This is a genomic window from Pseudomonas sp. KnCO4 (genome assembly GCF_045344305.1).
GTDB lineage: Bacteria > Pseudomonadota > Gammaproteobacteria > Pseudomonadales > Pseudomonadaceae > Aquipseudomonas > Aquipseudomonas anuradhapurensis.
This window is the reverse complement of the sequence record NZ_CP174199.1, coordinates 3501822-3524966: the sequence shown is the minus strand read 5'-3', so window position 1 is coordinate 3524966 and position 23145 is coordinate 3501822. Positions and strand designations below refer to the sequence as shown.

The 23145-nt window shown below is 67.7% G+C and carries 10 protein-coding genes; 4 read left to right on the top strand and 6 right to left on the bottom strand.

Translation table 11 applies throughout. The features are described 5' to 3' along the window. Genes ACJA3S_RS16530 through ACJA3S_RS16515 form a run of 4 tightly spaced genes read right to left on the bottom strand, consistent with a single transcriptional unit; the run spans position 1 to position 17789 of the window. Positions 1 to 4764, bottom strand: a complete 4764-nt coding sequence (locus ACJA3S_RS16530; protein ID WP_406819311.1) for an amino acid adenylation domain-containing protein — start codon at positions 4762 to 4764, stop codon at positions 1 to 3. Positions 4765 to 4768: 4 nt separating this feature from the next. Beyond that, positions 4769 to 7873 carry an amino acid adenylation domain-containing protein gene (locus ACJA3S_RS16525; RefSeq protein ID WP_406819310.1) on the bottom strand — a complete coding sequence of 1035 codons (3105 nt, stop codon included), beginning with the start codon at positions 7871 to 7873 and terminating at the stop codon, positions 4769 to 4771. A gap of 8 nt (positions 7874 to 7881) precedes the next feature. Further along, positions 7882 to 16806 carry an amino acid adenylation domain-containing protein gene (locus tag ACJA3S_RS16520; RefSeq protein ID WP_406819309.1) on the bottom strand — a complete coding sequence of 2975 codons (8925 nt, stop codon included), beginning with the start codon at positions 16804 to 16806 and terminating at the stop codon, positions 7882 to 7884. Next, entirely contained in the window at positions 16803 to 17789 is a 987-nt protein-coding gene (locus ACJA3S_RS16515) for a TauD/TfdA family dioxygenase (RefSeq protein ID WP_406819308.1), read from the bottom strand. The genes ACJA3S_RS16520 and ACJA3S_RS16515 overlap by 4 nt, the downstream gene beginning before the upstream one ends. A gap of 198 nt (positions 17790 to 17987) precedes the next feature. Between ACJA3S_RS16515 and ACJA3S_RS16510 the strand changes: the two genes are divergently transcribed. From ACJA3S_RS16510 to ACJA3S_RS16500, 3 genes are all read left to right on the top strand, one after another. Then, positions 17988 to 18203, top strand: a complete 216-nt coding sequence (locus ACJA3S_RS16510) for an MbtH family protein (RefSeq protein ID WP_406819307.1) — start codon at positions 17988 to 17990, stop codon at positions 18201 to 18203. Positions 18204 to 18228: 25 nt separating this feature from the next. Continuing rightward, complete coding sequence (locus tag ACJA3S_RS16505; RefSeq protein ID WP_406819306.1) at positions 18229 to 19617, top strand: diaminobutyrate--2-oxoglutarate transaminase; 1389 nt, start codon at positions 18229 to 18231, stop codon at positions 19615 to 19617. A 205-nt stretch (positions 19618 to 19822) separates the two neighbouring features. Next, a complete protein-coding gene (locus tag ACJA3S_RS16500; protein WP_406819305.1) occupies positions 19823 to 21013 on the top strand; it encodes an MFS transporter in 1191 nt (396 codons plus the stop codon). Between the two features lie 52 nt (positions 21014 to 21065). Here the strand turns inward: ACJA3S_RS16500 and ACJA3S_RS16495 are convergent, their stop codons facing one another. Both ACJA3S_RS16495 and ACJA3S_RS16490 read right to left on the bottom strand, forming a co-directional pair. Then, positions 21066 to 21581, bottom strand: coding sequence for a DUF4880 domain-containing protein (locus ACJA3S_RS16495; RefSeq protein ID WP_406819304.1), 516 nt, complete (start codon positions 21579 to 21581; stop codon positions 21066 to 21068). A 431-nt stretch (positions 21582 to 22012) separates the two neighbouring features. After that, positions 22013 to 22324 carry a DUF6124 family protein gene (locus tag ACJA3S_RS16490; protein WP_406819303.1) on the bottom strand — a complete coding sequence of 104 codons (312 nt, stop codon included), beginning with the start codon at positions 22322 to 22324 and terminating at the stop codon, positions 22013 to 22015. A 130-nt stretch (positions 22325 to 22454) separates the two neighbouring features. Between ACJA3S_RS16490 and ACJA3S_RS16485 the strand changes: the two genes are divergently transcribed. Next, on the top strand, positions 22455 to 23108 hold the full coding sequence (locus tag ACJA3S_RS16485) for a LexA family protein (RefSeq protein WP_406819302.1): 654 nt from the start codon (positions 22455 to 22457) through the stop codon (positions 23106 to 23108). Positions 23109 to 23145 lie beyond the last annotated feature (37 nt).

Below are 23145 nucleotides of genomic sequence, written 5' to 3'. Positions count from 1 at the left end.
TTATCCCTCCATAGAATCGATGGTGATGCGGCTGCGGCGACGGCTGCTACCCAGGCGGGCCAGGCTCTGTTCGCTACGCGCGCTGAGGTGCTGCATGCGTTGTTCCTGCAGCTGCGTGCGCAGCGGCTGGAGCAGCGCTTCCACCGGCAGCTCGGGGGCCTTCACCAGCTGTTCGAGCAGGCGCGTGAAGGCGCTGGCGAAGGCCTCGGCCGCGTGCTGATCGAGCAGGTCGGTGTTGTATTTCAGGGTGCAGGCCAGGCCAGCCGGGTGCTCTTCCACGCTCAGGTGCAGGTCCAGCTGCGACTGGCCATGCTCGATGCGTTCGGGCAGCACCTTCAGGCCCGGCAATTGCAGGGCGCTGTCGGGTTGGTTCTGCAGCACCAGCTTGGCCTGGAACAACGGGTTGTAGGCCAGGCTGCGGGCGGGGTTGAGTGCTTCGACCAGGCTGCTGAAAGGCAACGCCTGGTGGCTGAAGGCTTCCAGCACTTGTGGCCGCAAGCGTTGCAGCAGGGCGTTGAAGCAGGGGTTGCCGCCGACGTCGCCGCGCAGCGCCAGCTGGTTGATGAAGAAGCCCACCAGGCCCTCGGTCTCGCTGCGTTCGCGGTTGGCCACGTCGGTACCGATTACCGCCTGGGTTCGCCCGCTGTGCAGGTACAGGTTCAGTTGCAGCACACCCAGCAACCCCATGAACAAGGTGGCGCCATGGCTCAGGCACAGCTGCCTGAGGGCCTGGGCCGGGGCCGCATCGACCTGGAACGTTAACCGTGCGCCCTGGCCGCCGAGCACCTCGGGGCGTGGCCGGTAGCTGAACAGTTCGAGCGGCGCCAGCGGCTCGCCCAGGGCCTGGCGCCAGTAGTCCAGGTGGCGCTGGCAGGTCGCGACGTCGAGCTGCTGGCGTTGCCAGGCGGCATAGTCGCTGTACTGCACCGGCAGTACGGGCAGCGCCGCGCTGGCGCCGTGCAGCGCGGCGCGGTAGAGCTGGCCGAGTTCGCGCACCAGCACACCCATCGACCAGCCATCGGAGACGATGTGGTGCATCACCAGCAACAGCAGGTGCTGCTCGTCGTCCAGGCGCACCAGGTGCAGGCGCAGCAGCGGGGCCTGGCGCAGGTCGATCGGGCGGGTCGCCAGCTCCACCAGCAGGCGCCTGGCGCTGGCCTCGCGCTCGGTTGCCGGCAGCAGGCCGAGGTCGTGCCAGTCCAGCGGCAGTTCGAGGCTGTCCTGCACCTTTACATACAGCGTGCCGTCGTCTTCGTGGAAGCTGCTGCGCAGCGCCTCGTGGCGTTGGCTGAGCGCCTGGAATGCCTGGCGCAAGGCGGCCAGGTCGAGGCGCCCGAGCAGGCGCGCGGCGCTGGGGATGTGGTAGGCCGCGCTGCCCGGTTGCAACGCTTGCACCAGCCACATGCCCTGCTGGGCATGGGACAGCACGCGGCGGCCATCGCTCGGCAGCGCGGCGACGCCGATGGCTGCCTGGCGGTCGGCACTGGCGTTGTCCAGCAGGATCGCCAGTTGGGCGATGGTCGGCGCCTCGAACAGGCTGCGCAGGGGCAGTTCCAGTTTCAGCGCCTGGCGGATGCGGGCCACCAGCTGCGCGGCCAGCAGCGAGTGGCCGCCGATGGCGAAGAAGTTGTCATCCATGGCGATCGCCTGCTCGCCCAGCACTTCCTGCCACAGGGCCAGCAGCTGCTGCTCGCGCTCGCTCTGCGCGGCGCGCTGGTTGCTGCCCTGGGCGCTGTAGTCCGGCACCGGCAGGGCGGCGCGGTCGAGCTTGCCGCCGGGGGTCATGGGCATCTGTGCCAGGTTCACGAACGCTGCGGGGATCATGTAGTCCGGCAGTTGCGCGGCCAGGTGCTGGCGCAGTTCGCTGGCATCCACGGGGTGATCGTGGAACACCAGATACGCCACCAGGCGGCGATCGCCTGGGCGGTCCTCGCGCACCAGCGCCAGGGCCTGGCGGACCTGCGGGTGGCTGCGCAGGTGCGATTCGATTTCGCTGAGTTCGATGCGGAAACCGCGCAGCTTGACCTGCTGGTCGATCCGGCCCAGGTACTCATAGCTGCCGTCGGGCAAGCGCCGGGCCAGGTCGCCGGTGCGGTACAGTCGGCTGCCGGGCGGGCCGTAGGGGTCGGGGCAGAAGCGCTCGGCGGTCAGGCCGGGCACGTCGTGATAGCCGCGGGCCAGCAGCTCGCCGCCGATGCACAGCTCGCCAGGGGCGCCAGGTGCTGCCAGGTTGTCGTCACGGTCGAGCAGGTAATAGGCGCGCCCACGCAGCGGCGCACCGATTGGCAATTGCAGCGGCAGCGGCTCGCGGACCAGCAGCGCGGTGCAGTCCTGGATACTGGAGACCACGGTGATTTCCGTCGGGCCATAGATGTTGAGCAGGCGCACGGCGCCCAGGCCGGCCTGGCGCCAGGCCTCGAGGCCGGCGCTGGGCATCGCTTCGCCACCCACGCTGACCAGGCGCAACGCGCCATAGGCAGCGTGCGGCTGGCGGGCGAAATCCTGTACCAGCTGGAACCAGTAGGCGGTGGTCAGGCAGGCGGCGACGGTGATGCGGTGCCGGTACAGGCGGGCATGGAACTCGTGGCTGTCCCACAGCTCGGGGCCGCGCACCACCAGCGCCGCGCCGCACACCAGCGGGGGGAACAGCTGGTCGACAAAGCCATCGAAGTTGAACGTCGAGAACTGCAATACGCGGTCGTCGGCGTCGATGCCGTAATAGGCGCGCGCCACTTCCGTGTAGCCGGCCAGCGAGCGGTGGGTGACCGCCACGCCCTTGGGCTTGCCGGTGGAGCCGGAGGTATAGATGACATAGGCCAGTTGTTCGCGCTGTACCGGGCGTGTGCTCGGCACCCCGGCCAGCGCCGGCGCGTCGGCGTCCAGGCTGGTGACGTCCAGGCACGGGCGCTGGTACGCCGCCATGCAGGGTGCGGTGTCCGGGGCCACCAGCACCAGGCAGATGTCGGCATCGTCGATCATGTGCGCCAGGCGTTCGCTGGGGAACTGCGGGTCGAGGGGCACGAAGGCAAGCCCGGCACCCAGCGTGCCGAACACGGCGGCGATGATGTCCAGGCCACGCGGCAGGCACAGGCCGATGCGCGCTTCGGCGGGCAGGCCCAGGGCCAGCAGGTGGCGGCTGATCAGCGCGGCACGCTGCTGCAGGGTGGCGTAGCTCCAGGTGCGGTCGTCGTGGATCAGGGCGATGCGTTGCGGCTGTTCGGCCGCTTGCGCGGCCAGCCGCAGGTGCACCAGCTCCGGCAGCGGGCCGAGGTCCAGCGCAGCCTGGCAGTCGGCGAGCAGGCGCTGTTGTTGCACGTCGCTGTACAGCGGCAGTTGTGCGATGCGCGTGGTGGGCGCCTGCGCCAGGCTGTGCAGCAGCGTGGCATAGCTGCGGCCGTGGTCGGCCAGGGTGGTGGGCTCGAACAGGTCGGCATTGCCGGTCAGGGTCAGTTCCAGTGCGTCGCTGCGCTCGACCACGGTGAGCACCAGGTCGAACTGCGCACTGGTCTGTTCGCGCTCGATCTCCTCGACTGTCAGGCCGGGCAGTTGCAGGCGACGCGGGGTGGTGCCGTCAAGCAGGTTGAACATCACCTGGAACAGCGGCGAATGCTGCAACTGGCGTTCGGGCTCCAGGGCCTGGACCAGGCGCTCGAACGGCAGCTGCTGGTGGGCCAGGGCCTGGCGGCGGGTGTGCTCGAGGGTGTCGAGCAAGCTGTCGAAGCGCAGCTGGCCGTCGAGCTGGCAACGCAGCACCAGGGTGTTGATGAAGCAACCGATCAGCCCTTCGGTCTCGACCCGGTTGCGGTTGGCCACCGGCACGCCGACCCGCAGGTCGGTCTGCCCGCTGAGGCGATAAAGCAGCACGTTGAACGCCGCCAGCAGCACGCTGAACAGCGTTGTGCCACGGGCCAGCTCACGCAGGGCCTGGCACAGCGGCGCCTCGATGCGCAACGTGTGGCGGCTGCCACGCCCGCTCGGCTGGCGCGGGCGTGGGTGATCGGTGGGCAGTTGCAAGGTCGGCTGCTCGGCGCCCAACTGCTCGCGCCAGTACGCCAGCTCGCTGGCCAGGGCGCTGTCGCCGAGGCCGGTCTGCTGCCAGGCGGCGTAGTCGTGATACTGGATCGGCAGGGCCGGCAGGTCGCTGTCGCGGCCTTGCACGGCGGCGCTGTACAGGGCGGAGAGCTCCTTGACCAGGATGCCCAGCGACCAACCGTCGGCAACGATGTGCTGGGCGCTGAGCACCAGCACATGCTCATCGGCAGCGAGCCGCGCCAGCAGGCCGCGCAAGGGCGCCTGGCCGAGGTCGAAGGGGCGGTTGCTCTCGCTGTCGATCAGCTGTTGCAGGCGCGCGCTGCGCTGTTCCTCGGGCAGCGAGGCCAAGTCCAGCTGGGCCAGCACCATTGGCAGTTGCTCATGCACGGTCTGGCGTGCCTGGCCGTTGGCCTCGTCGAAGGTGCTGCGCAGGATCGCATGGCGGGCGATCAGCTGGTCGAAACTGCGTTGCAGCGCCGCGCTGTCGAGGCTGCCGCGCAGGCGCAGGGCTGCGGGCATGTTGTAGGCGCTGCTGGCCGGGTCCAGGCGGTGCAGGAACCACAGGCGCTGCTGGGCCCACGACAGCGGGTACGGGCCCGGCTCGCCAGCGGCGACGATGGGCAGGCGGCTGAGGGCGAAGCCTTGCGCGGCCAGGGCGCTGGCGAAGGCCTGGCGTTTTTCCGGGGCGAGCCTGGCGATACGCTCGGCCAGTTGCTGGGGATCGAGTTGCATGGCTTCAGCTCCGTGGCACAGTGGCGGACTGGGCGCGGGCCTGCAGGGCGGCACGCTCCTCGGGTGACAGCGCCGCGAGCTGGCGGCGCAGCTCGGCGATCTTCAGCAATTGGCCGGGCCGGCTTTCGCCGGCGCGCAGCGCTGCGCCCAGCGCCGCCACGCTCGGGTGGTCGAACACCAGCGCCGGCGCCACCTCCAGTTGCAGCAGGTTGCGCAGGCGGGTGCACAGCTTGATGACGATCAGCGAATGGCCACCCAGGTCGAACAGGCTGTCGTTGATGCTCACCTGCGGGCGTTCGAGCAGTTCCTGGTACAGGTCGACCAGCAGCGCTTCGAGGGCATCGCGCGGCGCCACCTCGAGCTGTTCGCTGGCCTGGCTGTCGCTACTTGGCAGTGCGGCGAAATCGACCTTGCCGTTGGCCAGGCGCGGTAGTTCGGCCAGGCACAGCAGTTGCGCCGGTATCAGGTAGTCCGGCAAGCGACCGCGCAGCTCAGCCAGCAGCGCGGCGCTGTCACGCTGGCTGACGGCATGCGCCAGCAACTTGCCGTCGCGGTACTGCACCACGGCCTGGCTGACCCCCTCCAGGGCCAGCAGCGCAGCTTCCAGCTCACCGGGCTCGACGCGGAAGCCGCGAATCTTGATCTGCTGGTCGACGCGCCCGGCCAGGTGCAACTGGCCGTTGGCCGCAAGGCGCGCCAGGTCGCCGCTGCGGTACAGGCGCTGGCCGGGTTGCAGCGGGTCGTCGATGAAGGCGTCGGAGGCCCGGTTCAGGTAGCCGCGGCAGACCTGCGCCCCGCCGATGTACAGCTCGCCCAGGGCGCCAATCGGCGCCGGTTGCAGGCCGGTCGGGGAAGCTTGCAGCAGGCGCACCCAGGTGTTGGCCAAGGCCTGTTCCAGCGGCAGCGGGCTGCGTGGGTCAGGCGTCTGGTCGAAGCTGTAGAGCACGCCGACCGTGGTCTCGGTGGGGCCGTAATGGTTGTGCACGCGGCTGGCCGGGGCCAGTTGGCCGATGCGCTGACGCAAGGCCGCAGGGCAGGCCTCGCCGCCGAGCACCAGCACCTGGGGCAGGGCGATGGCGGGCTGGCCGTCGAGCAGCGCTGCCAGGTGCGACGGCACGATTTTCAGGCAGTCGATCTGCCCGTCTTCGACGAAGCGGGCGAAGGCGTTGGCATCCCGGCTGGCGTGGTCGTCCGCCAGCACCAGGCAAGCGCCGGCCCACAGCGCGGCATACAGGGTGGTATTGCCCAGGTCGGCGGCCACCGAGGAGATCAAGGCGAAGCGCTTGCATTGCCCCAGGCTCAGCGCCTCGCTGACCGCGGCGGTGTAGTTGAGCAGTTGGCCATGTTCGATCACTACGCCCTTGGGCTCGCCGCTGGTGCCCGAGGTGTACAGCAGGTAGGCGGCATCATCCAGGGCGATGTCGCCGCTGGCTAGCGCACCAGCAGGCGCTTCGAGCAATTCGCCGAGGGCGATGCCCTGCGCGCCGCCAATCACCAGCTGCGGCTGCGCGTCGGCCAGGATCCGCTGCTGGCGTGCCGCTGGCCAAGTCGGATCCAGCGGCACATAGGCGGCGCCCGCACGCATGACCGCAAGCAGCGCCAGCAGCAGTTGTGCCGAGCGCGGCAGCAGCAGGGCGACGGCCGCACCGCGACCGATGCCGCGCGCCTGCAGCACGGCCGCCAGGTGTTCGACCTGGCCATGCAGCTGGCCGTAGGTCAGGCTGAGCGCGCCGTCCTGCAACGCCGCTGCATCCGGGGTGTGCTGTGCCCAATGGGCCAGGCGCCCGATCAGCGGGCGGCTACCGAAGTCGCGCTGCGGGCCGCGCAGGCGTTGCTGCAAGGCCTGGTGCGCCGGCGGGCTCAGCGGCAGCTCGATAAGGGCACGCTGGGATGGTTGTTCGACCAGTGCCTGCAGCAGGTGCAGGTATTGCTCCAGCAGGCAGCGCAAATCGGCCTCGGCATAGTGCGCGGTAGGCGACTGTACGCTCAGGGCCAGCACCCGCTGTTGTGCGTCGAGGGTGGCTTGCAGGGCCAGGGCGAAGCCCACATCGGCGCCGGGCAGGGCATCGACCGACCAGTGCAGGCCGCCGCTGGTGAAGGGCGCGGTGTCGCGCACCAGGGTGAAGCCGACGGTGCGCTGCAGGGTGTGCGCAGGGTCGTTGACGTTCCAGTACTCCTGCTGCTGGGCGTGGCCGTCGAGCTGTTCGGCCAGTTGCTGCAGCCAGGTGCCGAAGGGCTGGTCGAGCTGCGGTGCCAAGGCCAGCGGCAGGATTTTTTCGTAGGCGCCGATGCCGTTGGCCAGGGCTTCGTACTCGAAGCGGCAATCCTGTTGCCAGCCGCCGATGAACCTGGCGTCACCGCCGAGGCGCGCCAGCAACGCCCACCAGGCCGCCTGCAGCACGCTGCCCACGCTTTGCTCGCTGCGTTGCGCCAGGTGTTCCAGCTGCGCTTGCAGGGCCTCGGACAGGGCCTGCTGAACGGCGTTGCCTGGCGCCTGCGCAGCGGGCTGGTGCAGGCCGCCCAGGCGCACCGGCGCCAGCGCCTCCAGGCCCAGGCCGGCCCAGTAGGCGCGTCCGGCAGGCGCTTCTTCGTCGGCGTCGAGGTCGTTGCGCCATTCCACGTACTGGCTGTACTGGAACGGCTCCTCCAGGGCCGCGTCGGGCTGGGCGTACAGCGCCGCCAGTTCGCCCAGCAGGTTCTGCAGGCTCAGCCGATCGGCGGCACAGGCGGCGACATACAGGTCAAGGCGCCACTGGTCGGCACCCTGCGGACGCAGGATGGCGCGCACCAGGCAGCCTTGCTCGACGGCCTGTGGCCGGGCGGCCAGGGCCTGGGCGGCGGCGTGCTGGTCAGTACCCAGCAGGTGCCAGTCGAGGCTCGCTGGGACCGTACTCTGGCGCAGGCTGCGGTACAGCGTCGAAGGGCGCAAGGCCACGCGCAGGCTGGTGTGGCGCTGGATCACCTGCAGCAAGGCTTCGTGCAGGCGGCTTGCCTGCAGCGGCCCGGCAAGGTTCAGCCCCAGGTGCAGGGGCGCGCGGCCGAGTTGTACGGCCAGGGCCTGTTCGGCGCTCAGTGGCAGGTCGTGGTTCAATTCCATGGCGTCGTTCATCGTGTGCTTCAGTCCTGCAGTTCCGTTGCGTTGTGGCGGGCGGCCAGCCGGGCCGGTTCATGCATGTCGCCCATGGCGACGGCGATCTTGCGTGGGCCTTCGTACGGGTCGCGGGCGTGGGCGGCAATCAGGTTGTCGAGCATCACCACGTCGCCGCGCTGCCAGTCGAAGCGCACCGCGCAGGCTTCGTAGAGGCGGCCGATCAGGGCCATGCTGGCGTCGTCGATCGGGCTGCCGTCGCCGAAGTACACCTGGCGCGGCATGCGGTCGGCGCCGACCATCTTCAGCAGGTCTTCGCGCACCTGGGCGTCCAGGCAGAAGCTGTGGTGCAGCTGCAGCTGGTTGAAGAAGCTGCGTTCGCCGCTCAGCGGGTGACGGATCACCGCCGGGCAGCGGGTGCGGGTTTGCAGCTCGTCATTGGCCAGCCAGCGGAATTCGGTATGGCTGGCCCGGCACAGGGCCTCGACCTCGGCGCGGCTGTCGGTCTTGAAGAATGCCCGCCAGTTGACGTCCAGCCGGTCGGTGAAGGTGCGCACATACAGCAGCCCCTTGCGTTCGAAGGCCGCGGCCAGCTCGGCCGGCAGTTGCCGGTACAGCTCGCGGCAGTCGACGATTGGCGTGGCACCGCCGACCGGCGACGGTTGTTCGCAGTAGAACCACTGCTTGCGCGGCGCGCGCGGCAGGTGCGAGCTCTCGTTGTGGAACAGGATCATTTCCCGTTCCGGGTAGGGCGTGGAGCGGTAGATGTTGCGCCCGCCTTCCTTTTTCGGCAGGTCGCCGTAACCGCCGAACAAGCCGGGGTGAATGGCTTCGGCAAAGGCTTCGAAGGCTTTTGCGTCGTCCACGGCGAAGCCGCGGAACAACAGGCCACCGTGCTGGCACAGCAGGGTGTCGATCAGGTCCCGCGAGCTTTGCGCCCAGCCCACCGGGTCGAGGTCGGCGGCCAACGGTTCGATCACCAGCGGGAAGGTGCGGCCCGCTTGCAGCGCTGAGGTACGAATCAATGGCCGCGGCGCAGTGGCCCGGGCCGGGAGTTTTTTCAGCTTGTCGAGCTTGCTCGACGAGGGGGCGGGTTTTGCCAAGGCCGGTGTCTCCACGAGGGGCAGTGTGACGGTGAAATGGGCAAGGGCGGCGTGCGGCTGCTCCACCACTTGCTGCAGCAGGTGCAGCCAGGCGCCGATCAGCGCGTCGATGCGCTCGCCTTTGAACAGGGCGCGGGCGTATACCCAGTCGCCGCGCATGACGTCGCCGTGGCGTTCGAGGAACAGCGCCATGTCGAACTTGCTGGTGCGCTCGGCCGCAGGCTGCATGCGCACCTCCAGGCCCGGGATGGAGAAATCGCCCGACGGCGTGTTCTGCAGCACGAACAGCGCCTGCACCAGCGGGTTGCGACTTCGTTCGCGCGGCACTTGCAACGCTTCGACGATGCGGTCGAACGGCAGCGCCTGGTGTTCCAGGGCTTGCAGGCAGGTGTCGCGGGTGCGGCCGAGGAACTCGCGCAACGTCTCGCCAGCCAGACGCCGCGAGCGCAGCGGCAGGACGTTGACGAAGAAGCCGATCAGGCCATCGAGGTGGGCGTGCTCGCGACCAGCCACGTCGGTGCCCAGCAACAGGTCGTCGGCGCCGGTGATGCTGTGCAGCAGCAGCTCGAAGCTGGCCAGCAGCAGCATGTACAGGCTCACGCCCTCGGCCAGGGCGAGGGCTTCGAGGCGGGCCAGCAGCGGCGCGGGGATCTCCAGCGCCCTGGCGGCGCCGCGGGCGTCGGCCTGGGCCGGGCGTGGCCAGTCGCAGGGCAGGGCCAGCACCTGGGGCGCACCTTGCAGCTGCTGCTGCCAGAAGCTGACCTCGCGCTGCAGGACTGCGCCCTGCAGGTATTGGTGCTGCCAGGCCGCGTAGTCGGCATATTGTACGGGCAGTGCGGGCAGCGCCGCCGGTTGCCCTGCGCGCAGGCTCGCGTAGAGCTGGCTGAACTCGTTGACCAGCACGCCCACCGACCAGCCGTCGGCGACCATATGGTGCAGTGCCAGCAACAGCAGGTGCTGGTGCTCGCCAAGCTTGAGCAGCCGCGCCCGGATCAGCGGCGCCTGGCGCAGGTCGAACGGCAGGCGCAGGTTGTCCAGGCTTTCCTGTTCGGCCACTTGCTGACGCTGGGCGTCATCCATCGCGCTGAGGTCGCGCAGGTTGACCTCCAGCTCAAGCTGCTCGGCGATGCGCATGACCGGTTCGCCGTCGACGTCGTGGTAGGCGCTGCGCAGCACTTCATGGCGGGCGAGCAGGGCATTGAAGGTGGCACGCAGCGCCGCCAGGTCCAGCTGCCCGTCGAGGCTCAGGCTGGCGGCCATGTTGTAGGACGCCGAGGGGCCGTGCAGGCGGTCGACCAGCCATAGCCGCTGCTGGCTCAGCGACACCGGCATGTGCGCCTGGCGCGGCACCGGCAGCAACGCCGGGCGCGTCGTGTCCGCAGCAGGCGCGGCGGCCAGGGCGTCGAGGCGCTCGGCCAGTTGCCACAGCAGCGGCGCCTCGAACACGCTGCGCAGCGGCAGTTCCACGGCGCAGCGCTGGCGCAGGCGGGCGATCAGGCGGGTGGCCAGCAGCGAATGCCCGCCGGCTTCGAAGAAGTGGCTGTTGCGCCCCAGCGGTTGCGCGGGCAGCAGCGCGGCCCACAGTTCGCCGAGCAACTGCTCGCTGGCGCTGACCAGGGGCTCGACCTCGGCGTGCTGCAAGGTTGGCAGCGGCAGGGCCTTGCGGTCGACCTTGCCGTTGGCGTTGGTCGGCCAGCTGTCCATCGCCACCCACAGCGACGGCACCATGTACGCCGGCAGGCTGTCGCGCACATGCTGGGCCAGCTGGGCGTCGTTCAGCCGATGGCCGCTGCGGCCCTGCCAGTAGCCCACCAGCAGGTCGCTGCCGCCGAGTGTTTGCAGGCAGACCATGGCCCGCAGGACGTCGGGGTGGCGCTCCAGGTGCGCCTCGATTTCGCCAGGCTCGATGCGGAACCCGCGCAACTTGAGCTGGAAGTCCTTGCGCCCGAGGTACTGCAGCACGCCGTCGGCATCCCAACGGGCCAGGTCGCCACTGAGGTACAGGCGGCTGCCCGGGCTGCCGAACGGGTTGGGGATGAAGCTGGCGGCGGTGCGCGCCGGGTCGGCCAGATAACCGCGGCTGACCCCGATGCCGCCAATCGCCAGCTCACCGACCACCCCGGCGGCGACCGGTTGCAGGTCGTGGCCCAGCACATACAGCTCGGCATTGGCGGTGGGCCGCCCGATGGCCACGCTGGCATCCGGCCCCGGGGCCTGGTACAGCGGCTGGAAGGCCACGTCATCGGAGCATTCGGCCGGGCCGTAGGCATTCATCAGCGGGATGTGCGGGTAGTGGCGGAACCACAATTGCGCGGTGGCGACCGGCAGTGCTTCGCCGGTCGGTATGACCCAGCGCAGATGCGGCAGCGCCGCTGGCTGGCCGTCGAGGCTTTCGAGCATCGCCTGGAGCAGTGCCGGTACCGGTTCGAACAGGCTCACGCGGCGCTCGCGCAGCAGCGCCAGCAGGGCTTGCGGATCGCGCACCAGCGCATCGCCGATGATCTCGACACAGGCGCCGAACAGCGGCGCGGTGAGGGTTTGCCAGACCGAGATGTCGAAGCACGCCGGCGCGGTCTGGGCGATCACGTCGTCGGCGTTCAAGCCCAACGGCTGCACCTTGGCCAGCATATTGTTGAGCATGCCGGCGCGCGGCACCATCACCCCTTTGGGCTGGCCGGTGGAGCCGGAGGTGAACAGCACGTAGGCCAGCTGTTGCGGGCGTGCCGGCTGCTGCGGCAGCCTGCCGCTGGTGCTCAGCTGCAGCAGCTCCGACGGCAACGCACGGCGGCCCTGGTAGACGCTGGCCAAAGGCTCGGCACAGGCCTGGCTGCAAACCACCAGCGGCTGCTCCAGGCGCGCCAGCACCTGCTGCCAGCGCGCCGGCGGCTGCGAGGGCTCCAGCGGCAACCAGCCACAACCGGCACGCAGGGTCGCGACCATCAGGCAGAACCATTCGATGCCGCGCTCGGCCAACAAGGCCACCGGCTGGTCGGGCTGGGCGCCCAGGGCCTGCAGGCCACGTGCCAGGCGTTCGGACTGCTGCCATAGCTCGGCATAGGTGAGCGTTTGCTCGGCGCAGCGCGCGACGATGCGTTCGGGGTGCGCGGCGACCTGGGCTGCCACCCGTGCTTCCCAGCTTTGCTCAAGGTCGTAGTCCGCCGGCTGGCGGCCCCAGTCGAGCAGGCGCCGATACTGGGCCGGGCTGAGTGTGGTGAGTTGTTCCAGGCGGGTGTCCGGTGGGCTGTCCAGCATCTGCAGCAGGTTCAGCAAGTCGTCGCTCAGGCGCGCCAGCGCGGCAGCGGGAAGGCGCTGGGCATCGGCGCTGAACAGCACTTCCAGGCAGCGCCCGGGCAGCACTTCGACGGTCAGGCCGTAACTGGTCTGTTCGAGGTTGTCGAGGACCTTGAAGGTCAGCTCGCCAGCCTGCAACTGACGCTCGCTGAGCGCGGGCAGGTTCTGGAACACCAGCAGGGTGTCGAACAGCCCGGCACCGCGCGGGTGCTGCTGGAGGATCTGCGCCAGCGGTGTCTGCTCGTGTTCGCGCATGGCCACGCTGGTGGCTTGCACCTGCTGCAGGTAGTCGCCGAGGGCCATGCCGGGGTCGATGCGCAGGCGCAGCGGCAGGGTATTGATGAACACACCGAGCATCTGCCCGGCATCGGCCAAGGCGTCCGGGCGGCCACTGCTGGTGACCCCGAACATCACCTCGGTGTGGTTGTTGGCGCGGGCCAGCAACAGGCCCCAGGCAGCCTGCATGAGGGTGTTGAGGGTAACTCGGCAGGCTTTGCCGAGGGCGTTCAGGCGGCTGCTGTGGGCTTCGCTCAGGCGCAGGCTGTGGCTGTGGTAGCGCGGCTTGTGCTCGGGGTCGGCCGGGTTCAGTGCCGGCAGCGTGCCGACGCCTTCGAACTGCGCCAGGTGTTGCTGCCAGTACTGCAGGCTGTGCTGGTGCGGTTGCGCGGCGAGCCAGGCGATGTAGTCGCGGTAAGGTGGGCGCGACGGTACAGCAAGGCCGTTGTAGCGGGCGAGAATCTCTTCCATCAGCAGCACCGAGCTCCAGCCGTCGGCAATCAGGTGATGACGGCTCCAGATCAGCCAGCTGTGCTGCGCGTCGAGGTGGATCAGGGCCAACCGTTGCAGCGGTGGGCGCTGGGGGTCGAAGCCTTGGGCTCGGTCGGCCTGGCAGTAGGCGTCCAGGGCCTGCTGGCGTTGGCTCGGGTCCAGCGCGCTCCAGTCCAGGCGCTGCACCGGCAGGGTGAGGCCACTGCACACGCCTTGCACCGGCTCGTCCAGGCCTTGCCAGAGGATTGCCGTGCGCATCAGCGGATGAGCGGCGAAGGTGGCATGCCAGGCAGCGAGGTAGCGCTCGGCGTCCAACGGGCCTTGCAGCTCGGCCTGCAGCTGGTTGACGTAGACCCCGCTGGCACCTTCCAGCAGGGTGTGGAACAGCAGGCCTTTTTGCAGCGGCGACAGCGGGTAGGCGTCCTCCAGCGGGGTACCGAGCAGCGCTTGCAACGGTTGCCGCTGTCCGGCGCTCAGCGATACCGAGGGCATGGCTGGTGGTACTGCGGGCGTTGCCACAGGTGTGGGTTGGGCCGCTTGGCGCTGGGCGAGGAGCAGGGCCAGGGCGTCGACCCGCGGCTGGGCGAACAGCTCTTTGGGGCTGAACTTCAAGCCCAGCTTGCGCGCCTTGGCGATCACCTGCAGGGCGATGATCGAGTCGCCGCCGGCGCTGAAGAAATCGTCCTGGCGAGTGAGCTCGGGGCGCTCCAGCACTTCTCGCCATATACCCAGCAATTGGGCTTCCAGGGCTTTGAGTGGCGAGTCCAGGGTGGCTGCGAGGCGGGCAATGGTGGGGTGGGCAAAGAAATGCCGGGGGCTGAACTTGAGCTGTTGCTTGCGCGCCTTGGCGATCACTTGCAGGGCCATGATCGAGTCGCCGCCCAGGGCGAAGAAGTCGTCATGGATCGACAGCGCCGGTTTGCCCAGCACCTCGCACCAGAGTGTCAGCAGCAGCGCCTCGACCGGGTCGCGCGGGGTACTGTGCGCCTGCGCAGGGGCTGGCTCGGGCGCCGGCAGCGGCAGGTTGTGCCGGTCGACCTTGCCGTTGCCCAGGCGCGGCAGCTGCTCGAGTTCGACATAAACGCTCGGTAGCAGTGGCTCGGGCAGGCGCTCGGCCAGTTGCTGGCGCAACTGCGCCCGGTCCAGCGCGGGTTCGGCCACCAGGTAGGCAACCAGCCGTGGCGCTTCGCCTTCAGCCAGGGCGCGCGCCAGCACGGCTGCTTCGCGCACACCGCGGCAGGCGCGCAGGCAGGCTTCGACCTCGCCCGGCTCGACCCGGAAGCCGCGAATCTTGACCTGGTCGTCGATCCGCCCCAGGAACTCGATGGCGCCGCTGGCCAACATGCGCACGCGGTCGCCGCTGCGGTACAGGCGCTGGCCATTGCCGGCGAACGGGTCGGGCACGAACTGCTGGGCGGTCAGGCCGGGTTGGCCGAGGTAGCCGTCGGCGACCCCGGCGCCACCGATGTACAGCTCACCGATGCTGCCCAGCGGCAGTGGCGTGAGGTGCGCATCGAGCACCTGCACCTGCACGTTGTCCAGCGGCAGGCCGACCGGGGCGAAACCGGAAAGGCTCGGGGCTTCGTCCTGCACGGCGTGGGTCAGGCAGCCAACGGTGGTTTCGGTGGGGCCGTAGTGGTTGACGATGCGGCAGCTCGGGGCAAGCTGCTGCAGGCGCTGGACCAGCGCCAGGTCGAGGCCTTCGCCACCGAGCACCAGGCACTGGCGCGGCAGCAGGCGTTGTGGCTCGGCCACGGCGAGCAAGGCGGCCAGGTGCGAGGGCACGATCTTCAGGCAGTCGACCGGGTTGGCTGCCAGGTACTGGGCGAGCTCTTCCGGGGCGCTGGCCAGTTCGTCGCTGATCAGTTGCAGGGTGCGGCCGCTGAGCAGCGCGCCGAACCAGGCGGTGTAGCCCAGGTCCGCGGCGACGCTGGCCAGTGCCGTCAGGCTGGCTTGCGGGCTCAGGGCCAGCGGCTTGAGTACGGCTTGGGCATAGTGCGCCAGGTTACCCTGGGTCACCCGCACGGCCTTGGGCGTACCGGTAGAGCCGGAGGTGTAGATCAGGTAGGCCAGCTGCTGCGGGTGGCCGGCGGTGTGCGCCTGGCCTACCGCCGGGGCCAGGCCATGCAGGGTATGCATGGGGTCGATCAGTACGCTGGCGCCGCTGTTGTCGAGCAGCTGGCGCTGGCGCTGCGCGGGCAGGCCCGGGTCCAGGCACAGGTAGGCGGCGCCGAGCTTCCAGCTGGCCAGCATCGCCGTGATCAGCGCGCGGCTGCGCGGCAGGGCGATGGCGACGATGTGCCCGGCCGCGGCACCGGCCTCGCCCAGGCGGGCGGCCAGGGCGCTGGCGGCCTGGTCCAGTTCGCTGTAGCTCAGGCTGCCGTCGGCATCGCGCAGGGCAATGCGCTGGCCATGCGTCTGTACCTGGTGCTCGAAGGCGGCCAGGGCCGTGGCGAACACGGGCGGCTGGTCGGCCCCGGCGCGGCGTGCGCCGTTGGCCGGCGGCGTGGCCGGCAGCTGGTGGACGGGCGTGTCGACCTGCGCCAGGGCGATGCCGGTGAACCAGGCGAAATCCTCGGCCAGGCGGGCGATACGTGCGGCGTCGAACAGGTCGCTGCGATAGCGCCATTGCGCCAGCAGTTGCACGCCGTCGTCCTGCCAGCGCAGGTTGAGTTCGTTGGCGGCGCCGCGCTGGGTGAACAGGTGCTCGCGCAGCGTGTACTCGGCGAAGGCGGCGTCACGCTGGCTGGGCATGTAGGTCATCATGCACTGGAACAGCGGGCCGTCGACTTCCTGCTGCAGGCGCGCCGCCGGGTAGCGGCGATGGCGCAGGCCCTCGCGCATTTGCTGGGCGGTGTCGCGCAGGCATTCGGCCAGGCTCGGGGCATGCGCGAAGCGGGCGCGCAGCGGCAGGCTGTTGAGGGTGAACCCGATCAGCTGCTTGTAGCGCGCCCTGTGCCGGTCCATGGTCGGCGTGCCGATGAGGAAGTCATCCTGGCCGGTGTAACGGTGCATGAACATCTGGAACAGCGTCGCCAGCACGACGTACAGGCTGACGCCCTGGGCCTCGGCGAGCTGGCGCAGCTGGCTGCTGAGGGCCGAGTCGAGCAGGTAGTCGATTTCTTCACCGGCGAAGCCGGGCGTGCGCGGGCGTGGTCGGTCGGCGGGCAGCGCAAGTGCCGTCGGGCTGCCGCTGAGCTGGTTGCGCCAGTAGCGGGCTGCCGCCTCGAGCTTGTCCTCTGCCAACAATGTGCGCTGTTCGTCCAGCCAGTCGAAATACAGGCCGGCCGGCGGCAGGACCAGAGCCTCGCCGCTGAGCGCTGCATGGTAGGCGGCGAAGGTCAGCTTGAGCATCCATTCGACGCTGAGGAAATCCCCGCTGATATGGTGGGCCGCCATGCACAGGTACAGCCGGCCCTGGCTTTGCAACAGGTCAAGCCGGCAGATGTTTGCCGCAGCCAGGTCGAACGGCTGGTCGGCGTGCTGCGCGATCCAGGCGGCGACGCCGGCGCTGTCCAGGTCGTCGATACGCTCGATGCGGGTGTTTACCTGGATGTGCTCCGGGCGGTACATCCACAACTTGCCATCCTGCTCGCGATAGCCGCAGTGCAGGGTCTCGCAGTGCCTGACCACCTGGGCGAAGGCCTGGCACAGGGTGGCCGGGTCGAGGTCGGCGCGCAGCTCGCGTGCGGCGACCATGTTGTAGGCCGGGCTGGCCGGGTTGAGCTGATGGTACTGCCACAGCGCCTGCTGGCCGGCGCTGGCCTCACGCAACGGCTTGGAAGTGGTCATGGGCGGCACTCCTGGGCGGGTTCGGCCATGGCCACGATCACTTGCCGTGGCCCTTTGAAACTGGCGCGGCCATGGGCCACCAGCATGTTGTCGAGCATCAGCACGTCGCCCTGCTGCCAGGGGAAGCGCACGGTGCACTGCTCGAGCACGCCGCGGATCTCCGCCAGCGCGCTTTCTTCCAGTTCGCTGCCGTCGCCGTAATAGACGTTGCGCGGCAGGTCGAGCGGGTCGTCGACCACCGCCAGCAGGCTTTCCCGCACGGTAGCTGGCAGGTTGGACACGTGGAACAGGTGCGCCTGGTTGAACCAGACCCAGTCCTGCGTGACCGGGTGGCGAGCGCTGGCCTGGCAGACCTGGCGGGTGCGCAGTTCACCGTCGTCCTTCCACTCGAAGGCAATCTGGTTGGCCCGGCAGTAGGCCTCGGCCACGGCGCGGTCTGCGCTGTTGAAGGCCTGTTCCCAGGGCAGGTCGAGACCGTTGCCGTAGTTGCGTACGTACATCAGGCGTTTGCTTTCGAAGCGCTGGCGCAGGGCCGGGTCGAGCTGCTGGAAGATGCGCCGGCTGTCGGCGATCGGGGTTTCGCCACCTTCAGCGCTGGGCTGTATGCAGTGGAACCAGATCTTCATCGGCCACTGCAGGGTGTAGGACTGCTCGTTGTGCAGCGGGATGACCTGGTGCGCGGGGTATTCGGTGGAGGTGTACACCCCCTGTTCGATCGCCTTGCGCGGGGTGGAGCCGAATTCGTAATTGAGCAGCGGCTGACCGAAGCTGCGCACCAGCGCCTGGAACGCCTGTTCGCCCAGCACTCCGAACCCGCGCAGTAGCAGGGCGCCGCTTTCGTGCAGGCAGTCGTTGGCCAGCGCATGCAGCGCCGCGAAGTTACCCGCGCCGGGTTGTGCCGGCTCGACCAACAGCGGCAGGGCGCTGTCTGGCAAAAGTGCTTGCACCGACAGGCCATTGCCCGGCCCGACACCTCGTCCCATGAGTTGCTCCTTTTTATCGTGGTAGTCACAGCAAAAGGCCATCCTTGGTCTCCCATGGGGCCCCGGCGGAATATATACGAAAGAGATGGTAAGTGTTAATGCAATTTATTAGCATTCACACTGTTTGTGAGCGCCTCGACTGCAGCCTTCCTGCGGGCAGCCGGGATTCTGTGAAATCGTTTGTCCAAGGAGTCGACAATGAGTTGGGAAAAGGCCGAGTGCGGGTTCGTGGTGGTGGTCAATCATGAAGAGCAGTATTCCATCTGGCCGGATTACAAGGCCCTGCCCGAGGGCTGGCGCGCGGTCGGTCAGCAGGGTGACAAGGCGCAGTGCCTGGCCTGGATCGAACAGCACTGGACGGACATGCGCCCGCTGAGCCTGCGCCAGGCCCTTGAAACCGCCGAGCAACGCTGAGCGCCAGCCGCAGAGGGAGCGATCCATGGAAGACATTCAGCTTGCACCGTACAACCTGGCGCATTTTCGCCGCCAACCGCCGCGCCAGTTCGAGGCTGACCCGCTGCTGCAGCGCCAGGCGGCGCGCGAGTCGAACGCGCGCTCCTACCCGCGGCGTATCCCACTTGCGCTGAAGGCAGCGCAGGGGCTGTACGTACAGGACACCCGTGAGCAGCTGTTCATGGACTGCCTGGCGGGGGCAGGCACGTTGGCGCTTGGCCACAACCATCCGTGCACCCTGGCGGCGATGCGCGCGACCCTGGACAGCGGCGTGCCCTTGCATACCCTCGACCTGACCACGCCGGTCAAGGACCTGTTCGTCGAGACCTTGTTCGCAGCCTTGCCGCCAGCCTTTGCTGCCGAGGCGCGTATCCAGTTCTGCGGGCCGACCGGGGCCGACGGGATCGAGGCGGCGATCAAGCTGGCGAAGATCGCCACGGGGCGCAAAGGCGTGTTGTGCTTCTCCGGCGGCTACCACGGCATGACCCACGGCGCGCTCAGCCTCATGGGCAACCTGGGGCCCAAGCAGCTGCCGGGCTCACTGATGCCCGATGTGCAGGTGCTGCCGTACCCCTATGACTACCGTTGCCCGTTTGCCCTGGGTGGCGAGGCCGGTATCGACGCAGGGCTGAGCTATATCGGCCAGCTGTTGAGTGACCCGGAGTCCGGGGTGCCGCTGCCGGCGGCGGTGGTGGTGGAAGTGGTGCAGGGCGAGGGCGGTGTCATTCCGGCGCCGGTGCGCTGGCTGCAGGGCCTGCGCAAGCTGACCCGCGACCATGGCGTGGTGCTGATCATCGACGAGGTGCAGAGCGGCATCGGCCGCACCGGGCGCATGTTCGCCTTCGAGCACGCCGCTATCGAACCGGACGTACTGGTGCTGTCCAAGGCCATCGGCGGCGGCCTGCCGTTGGCAGTGATGGTCTACCGGGAGGCGCTCGATGTGTGGACGCCGGGTGCGCATGCGGGCACGTTCCGCGGCAATCAGCTGGCCATGGCGGCCGGCACCGCGACCCTGCGGTATATCCGCGACGAGGGTGTGGTGGCCAACGCCGAGCGCATGGGCGACTACCTGATGAGCCGGCTGCGCCAGTTGCAGCGCGACTACCCGTGCATCGGTGATGTGCGTGGGCGTGGGTTGATGGTCGGGGTGGAGATCGTCTCTACCGACGCGGGTCAAGGCCGGGTGCCGGCCGGGGATGGCGTGCTGGCCAAGGCCGTGCAGCAGGGTTGCCTGCGTGAAGGGGTGATCCTCGAATTGGGCGGGCGGCATGGCGCGGTGCTGCGCTTCCTGCCGCCGTTGACCATCGGTAGTGAGGAGATCGATACACTGGTCGAGAAGCTGGAGATCGCCTTGGCTGCCAGCCAGCGGCGATAAGTTCAGGGTGGCGTGGCTCCACAGGGTGTACGCAAGCCTTGCGCATATCCTGTGGAGGGCAAAATCCCACAGCTTTATCGGAAGTGTCGCCGCCTGGGTCGGTTTGTACATCTGCGAGCCGTCGCTATCATCGGGCGACGACGTGGCGGACTTCCGGAGACTCAGGTGATGCTCTTTTGCAACGTGAAGCGGCGGGGTTGACAGCGTGCCCTGGCCCTTCGAACCGTTCAGCAATCCTTTGTATTCGGCCCTGTTGATCCTGCTGTGCCTACTAGGCGTGTTCCCCCTCGATGTGATCCTCCCGTCATTCCCTGCGCTTGCAGATGCATTTCATGTCGGGTCGCAGCAAATAGCCTACTCGGTGAGTTTCTTCGCTTTTGGCGTGGCCCTGGCGCAACTGGTGATCGGGCCACTGTCCGATGCCATAGGACGCAAGCGGCTGTTGCTCGCTGGGCTGGGCCTTTCCATTACCGGGGCAGTGGGTTGCGCATTCTCGGCCCGCTACGAGACGTTCATGGCGTTTCGTTTGCTGCAGGCCTTGGGTTGCGGGAGTTTTGTCCTCGGCCAGGCGCTGGTCCAGGACCTGTATAGCGGCCAACAGCGCAATGCCATGCGTATCCTGCTAACCAGCGCGAGTGGGCTGTTCATCTCGTTGTCAACGGTTGCGGGGGCGTTTCTGCAACAGACCTTTGGCTGGAAGGGCAGCTTTACCGTATTCGCCTTCATTGCCCTGATCGTTGCGTGCTTGTCGTTTGCGTTGCTGCAGGACACGCCTGCATCGCGCGGGCGAGTTTCAGGCATGGGCGGCTATCGGAGCATGCTGCGTGACACGACCTATCTTGCGTACTCCCTGTTGTCCAGCCTCGCTTTTGCCTGCCATTTTTCCTTCATCGTGGTCGCGCCACTGGCGTTCATGGATGGCCTCGGGCTGACTCCGTATCAATTCTCGCTGGTGTTTATTGCCTATGGGCTGGCGTATATCGCTGGCGGGGCAGCCGCGACCTATGCGAACAATCGCATAAGCCCGCAGGCGCAGATTAAAACCGGGTTCCTGCTAATCGCCTTCGGGGGCGTCACGCTGCTGGTCTGGGAGTTGGTTGCAGGGTTGACGGTGGCGGGGCTTCTACTCCCGATGATCGTGTGCACCACCGGGACAACGCTGGTGCGGCCTGCGGCAACGACTCAAGCTTTGGCGCGTTACCCGCAGCAGGCCGGTGCGGCAGCGTCGCTCAATACAACCTTGCTGTTTGCCGGCGGTGGTTTGGCTGGCAGTCTGGTTGCCAGCGTCGAAAGTGTGCTGCCGATGGGCCTGGGGCTTCTGTTCGTGGGCGTGAGTTTGTGCGGGTGGCTGTTGCTTGCCTGCTTGCCGGAAACGCTGACCAGCACGCGAACCTGATAGCCAGCAGGCCAATCCCGGCGTAAACGCCGACGGCGGGTTGAGGCGTTGATCAGGCGCAGAAACCGAGCACTACCAGCGCCGCCACGCCCAGGCCTAGCGCGACCGAGCAACCGCCCAGCGACAGCGCGGCTCGTCCTTGCCGGTACCAGCCGTCATGCCCCAGCTGCCGTGCCGCTGCCAGCAGGCTGCGCCAGTGCAGTTCAGTGTCATGAAACGCTTGCAGGTGCGCCGGGTCTGCGTCCAGCCAGCGACGGAAGTCGATGCGCTCGCAGGCAGTCACCTCGGGGTTCTGCAAGCGTACGTACCATTGCCGGGCGATGCTCGCCAGCGCATCGCGGCGTGAGTGGCCAGCCTGCAGGGCCTGGCCCATATGCCGTTCGATGCTCGCCAGGGGCAGGTCGAGGCGGGCGGCGATGGCGGCGAAGCCCAGCTGGTCCAGGCGGCTGAGCAGGAAGACTTGCTGTACGCGCCGTGGCAGATGCCTCAAGGCGTGCAGTAGAGACGCTTCGGTATCGTGCCCCGCAGCCGGGGTTGGGTGCTCGAGCGGTACTAGCAGGCGGCTCATGGTCAGCTCCTTGCTGGATGGGAGAGGGGGCATCTTCCGTGACGCATTGTCAGCCTAAGCCAAACGATATTGATTCTCAAGTGCTGATTTTGCAATGTTCTGCAATGAGCGTTCACGCCCTGATACACATTTGCTAGCATGCGCGCCATCACGATCTTCATTAGCCTGAAGAGCCAAAAAAAAGACCCGGCAAAAAGCCGGGTCCAAAACCGTGATTAGCCTGATGAGGAGATAATCCGAGAGCGACCTAAGCTCCGGGTTATCCAGCTGATCTCGCGATCAGTTGAGTGCAATAATAATCGTTATCATTTACTAGTCAAATGAATTTTTCGCTTATCCGGTAAAAAAGTTTTACCGGTGCGCTTCCTTGTCCCGGCAATCGGGGCCTTTGCCGTTACCCGGCCAATCACGTTCTCTCCCTTCTTTGTTGCCTAGATGCCTGGTTCCATAGCGCGTTTGTGCTCCAGCAGCGCGCGGGCCATGTCCATCATGTGCATCAGGGCGAAGGTCAGTTCGCGCTGGCTGCCGTGCTGGTGGGTGGCGGTTTCCTGGGCAGTGGCGGCGGCGCAGCGCAGCAGGGCGATGGCATGCTCCCGGGCCTGTTCGCTGGTGACGCCCTCGTGCAACGTCCAGATCCTGTTGTCGAGGGTGGGGCGCTGCGGGTTGGGGTTGAGGTAGTAGTCGAGGGCGCGGCGGGCGGCTTCGCTGTCGAGATCTGTTTCGTCGTTTTTCGGTGGTTTCATCGCGATACCTTCTGATTTCCCTTCAAACACACAGGAATCACAGCATAGGTCAATCTGTACTATTCATGGCCAAAGAAATAATTCAGATTGTGTATTGCTGCCGATAATACAGTCCGTATTGTTGCCGCTCATGGAAAACTGGAACGCTTTTCTCAAGCGCTACAAGCGCGAACACAATCTCAGCCAGCTCAAGCTGGCCGAACGCCTGGGCATGACTCAGGGCGGCGTAGGCCATTGGCTGCGTGGCACGCGGCAGCCGACGTTGGAAACCATCAACGAAAAGCTTGAAAAACTTGGGCTGGTGTTTCTCGAAGCCCAAGTCATGGTGGTGGAGCGCGATATGGTGCGCGAATCACCTGGTCGCTATGCGGCCGACCAAGCGGACTCAGGCAAAGCGCTGCTCTATGCAAGCTTTCGCTTCCCGGTCCTGAGTTGGGCGGACTTGCAGGGGCCCTTGCCAGAAACAGGCAAAAGCCACGAACAGAGCGACTACATGCCTGCGGGTAATGCGTTCTGGCTGGTGGTAGAGAACGATTCGATGAATGCCGCCAGTGGCAAGAGCGTGCCTGAGGGTATGCGAGTGCTGGTGGATACCGGCCTGCCGGCAGAGCCAGGCAGGCTGGTCATTGCCCGGCAGCCGGGGCGGCCGGCGGTGTTGCGGCAGTTGATCGAGGAGGGCGGAGACAAGATGCTCAGGCCGCTGAATACGCGCTATCCGACTGTTCTCTGTGAAGCGGGGTGCGAGTTTCTGGGGGTGGTCGTGCGGGTGCACGGGGTTTTTTAGGGTTTGAGATTCGGGTGGGGCTGGCGGGTGCCAGGTG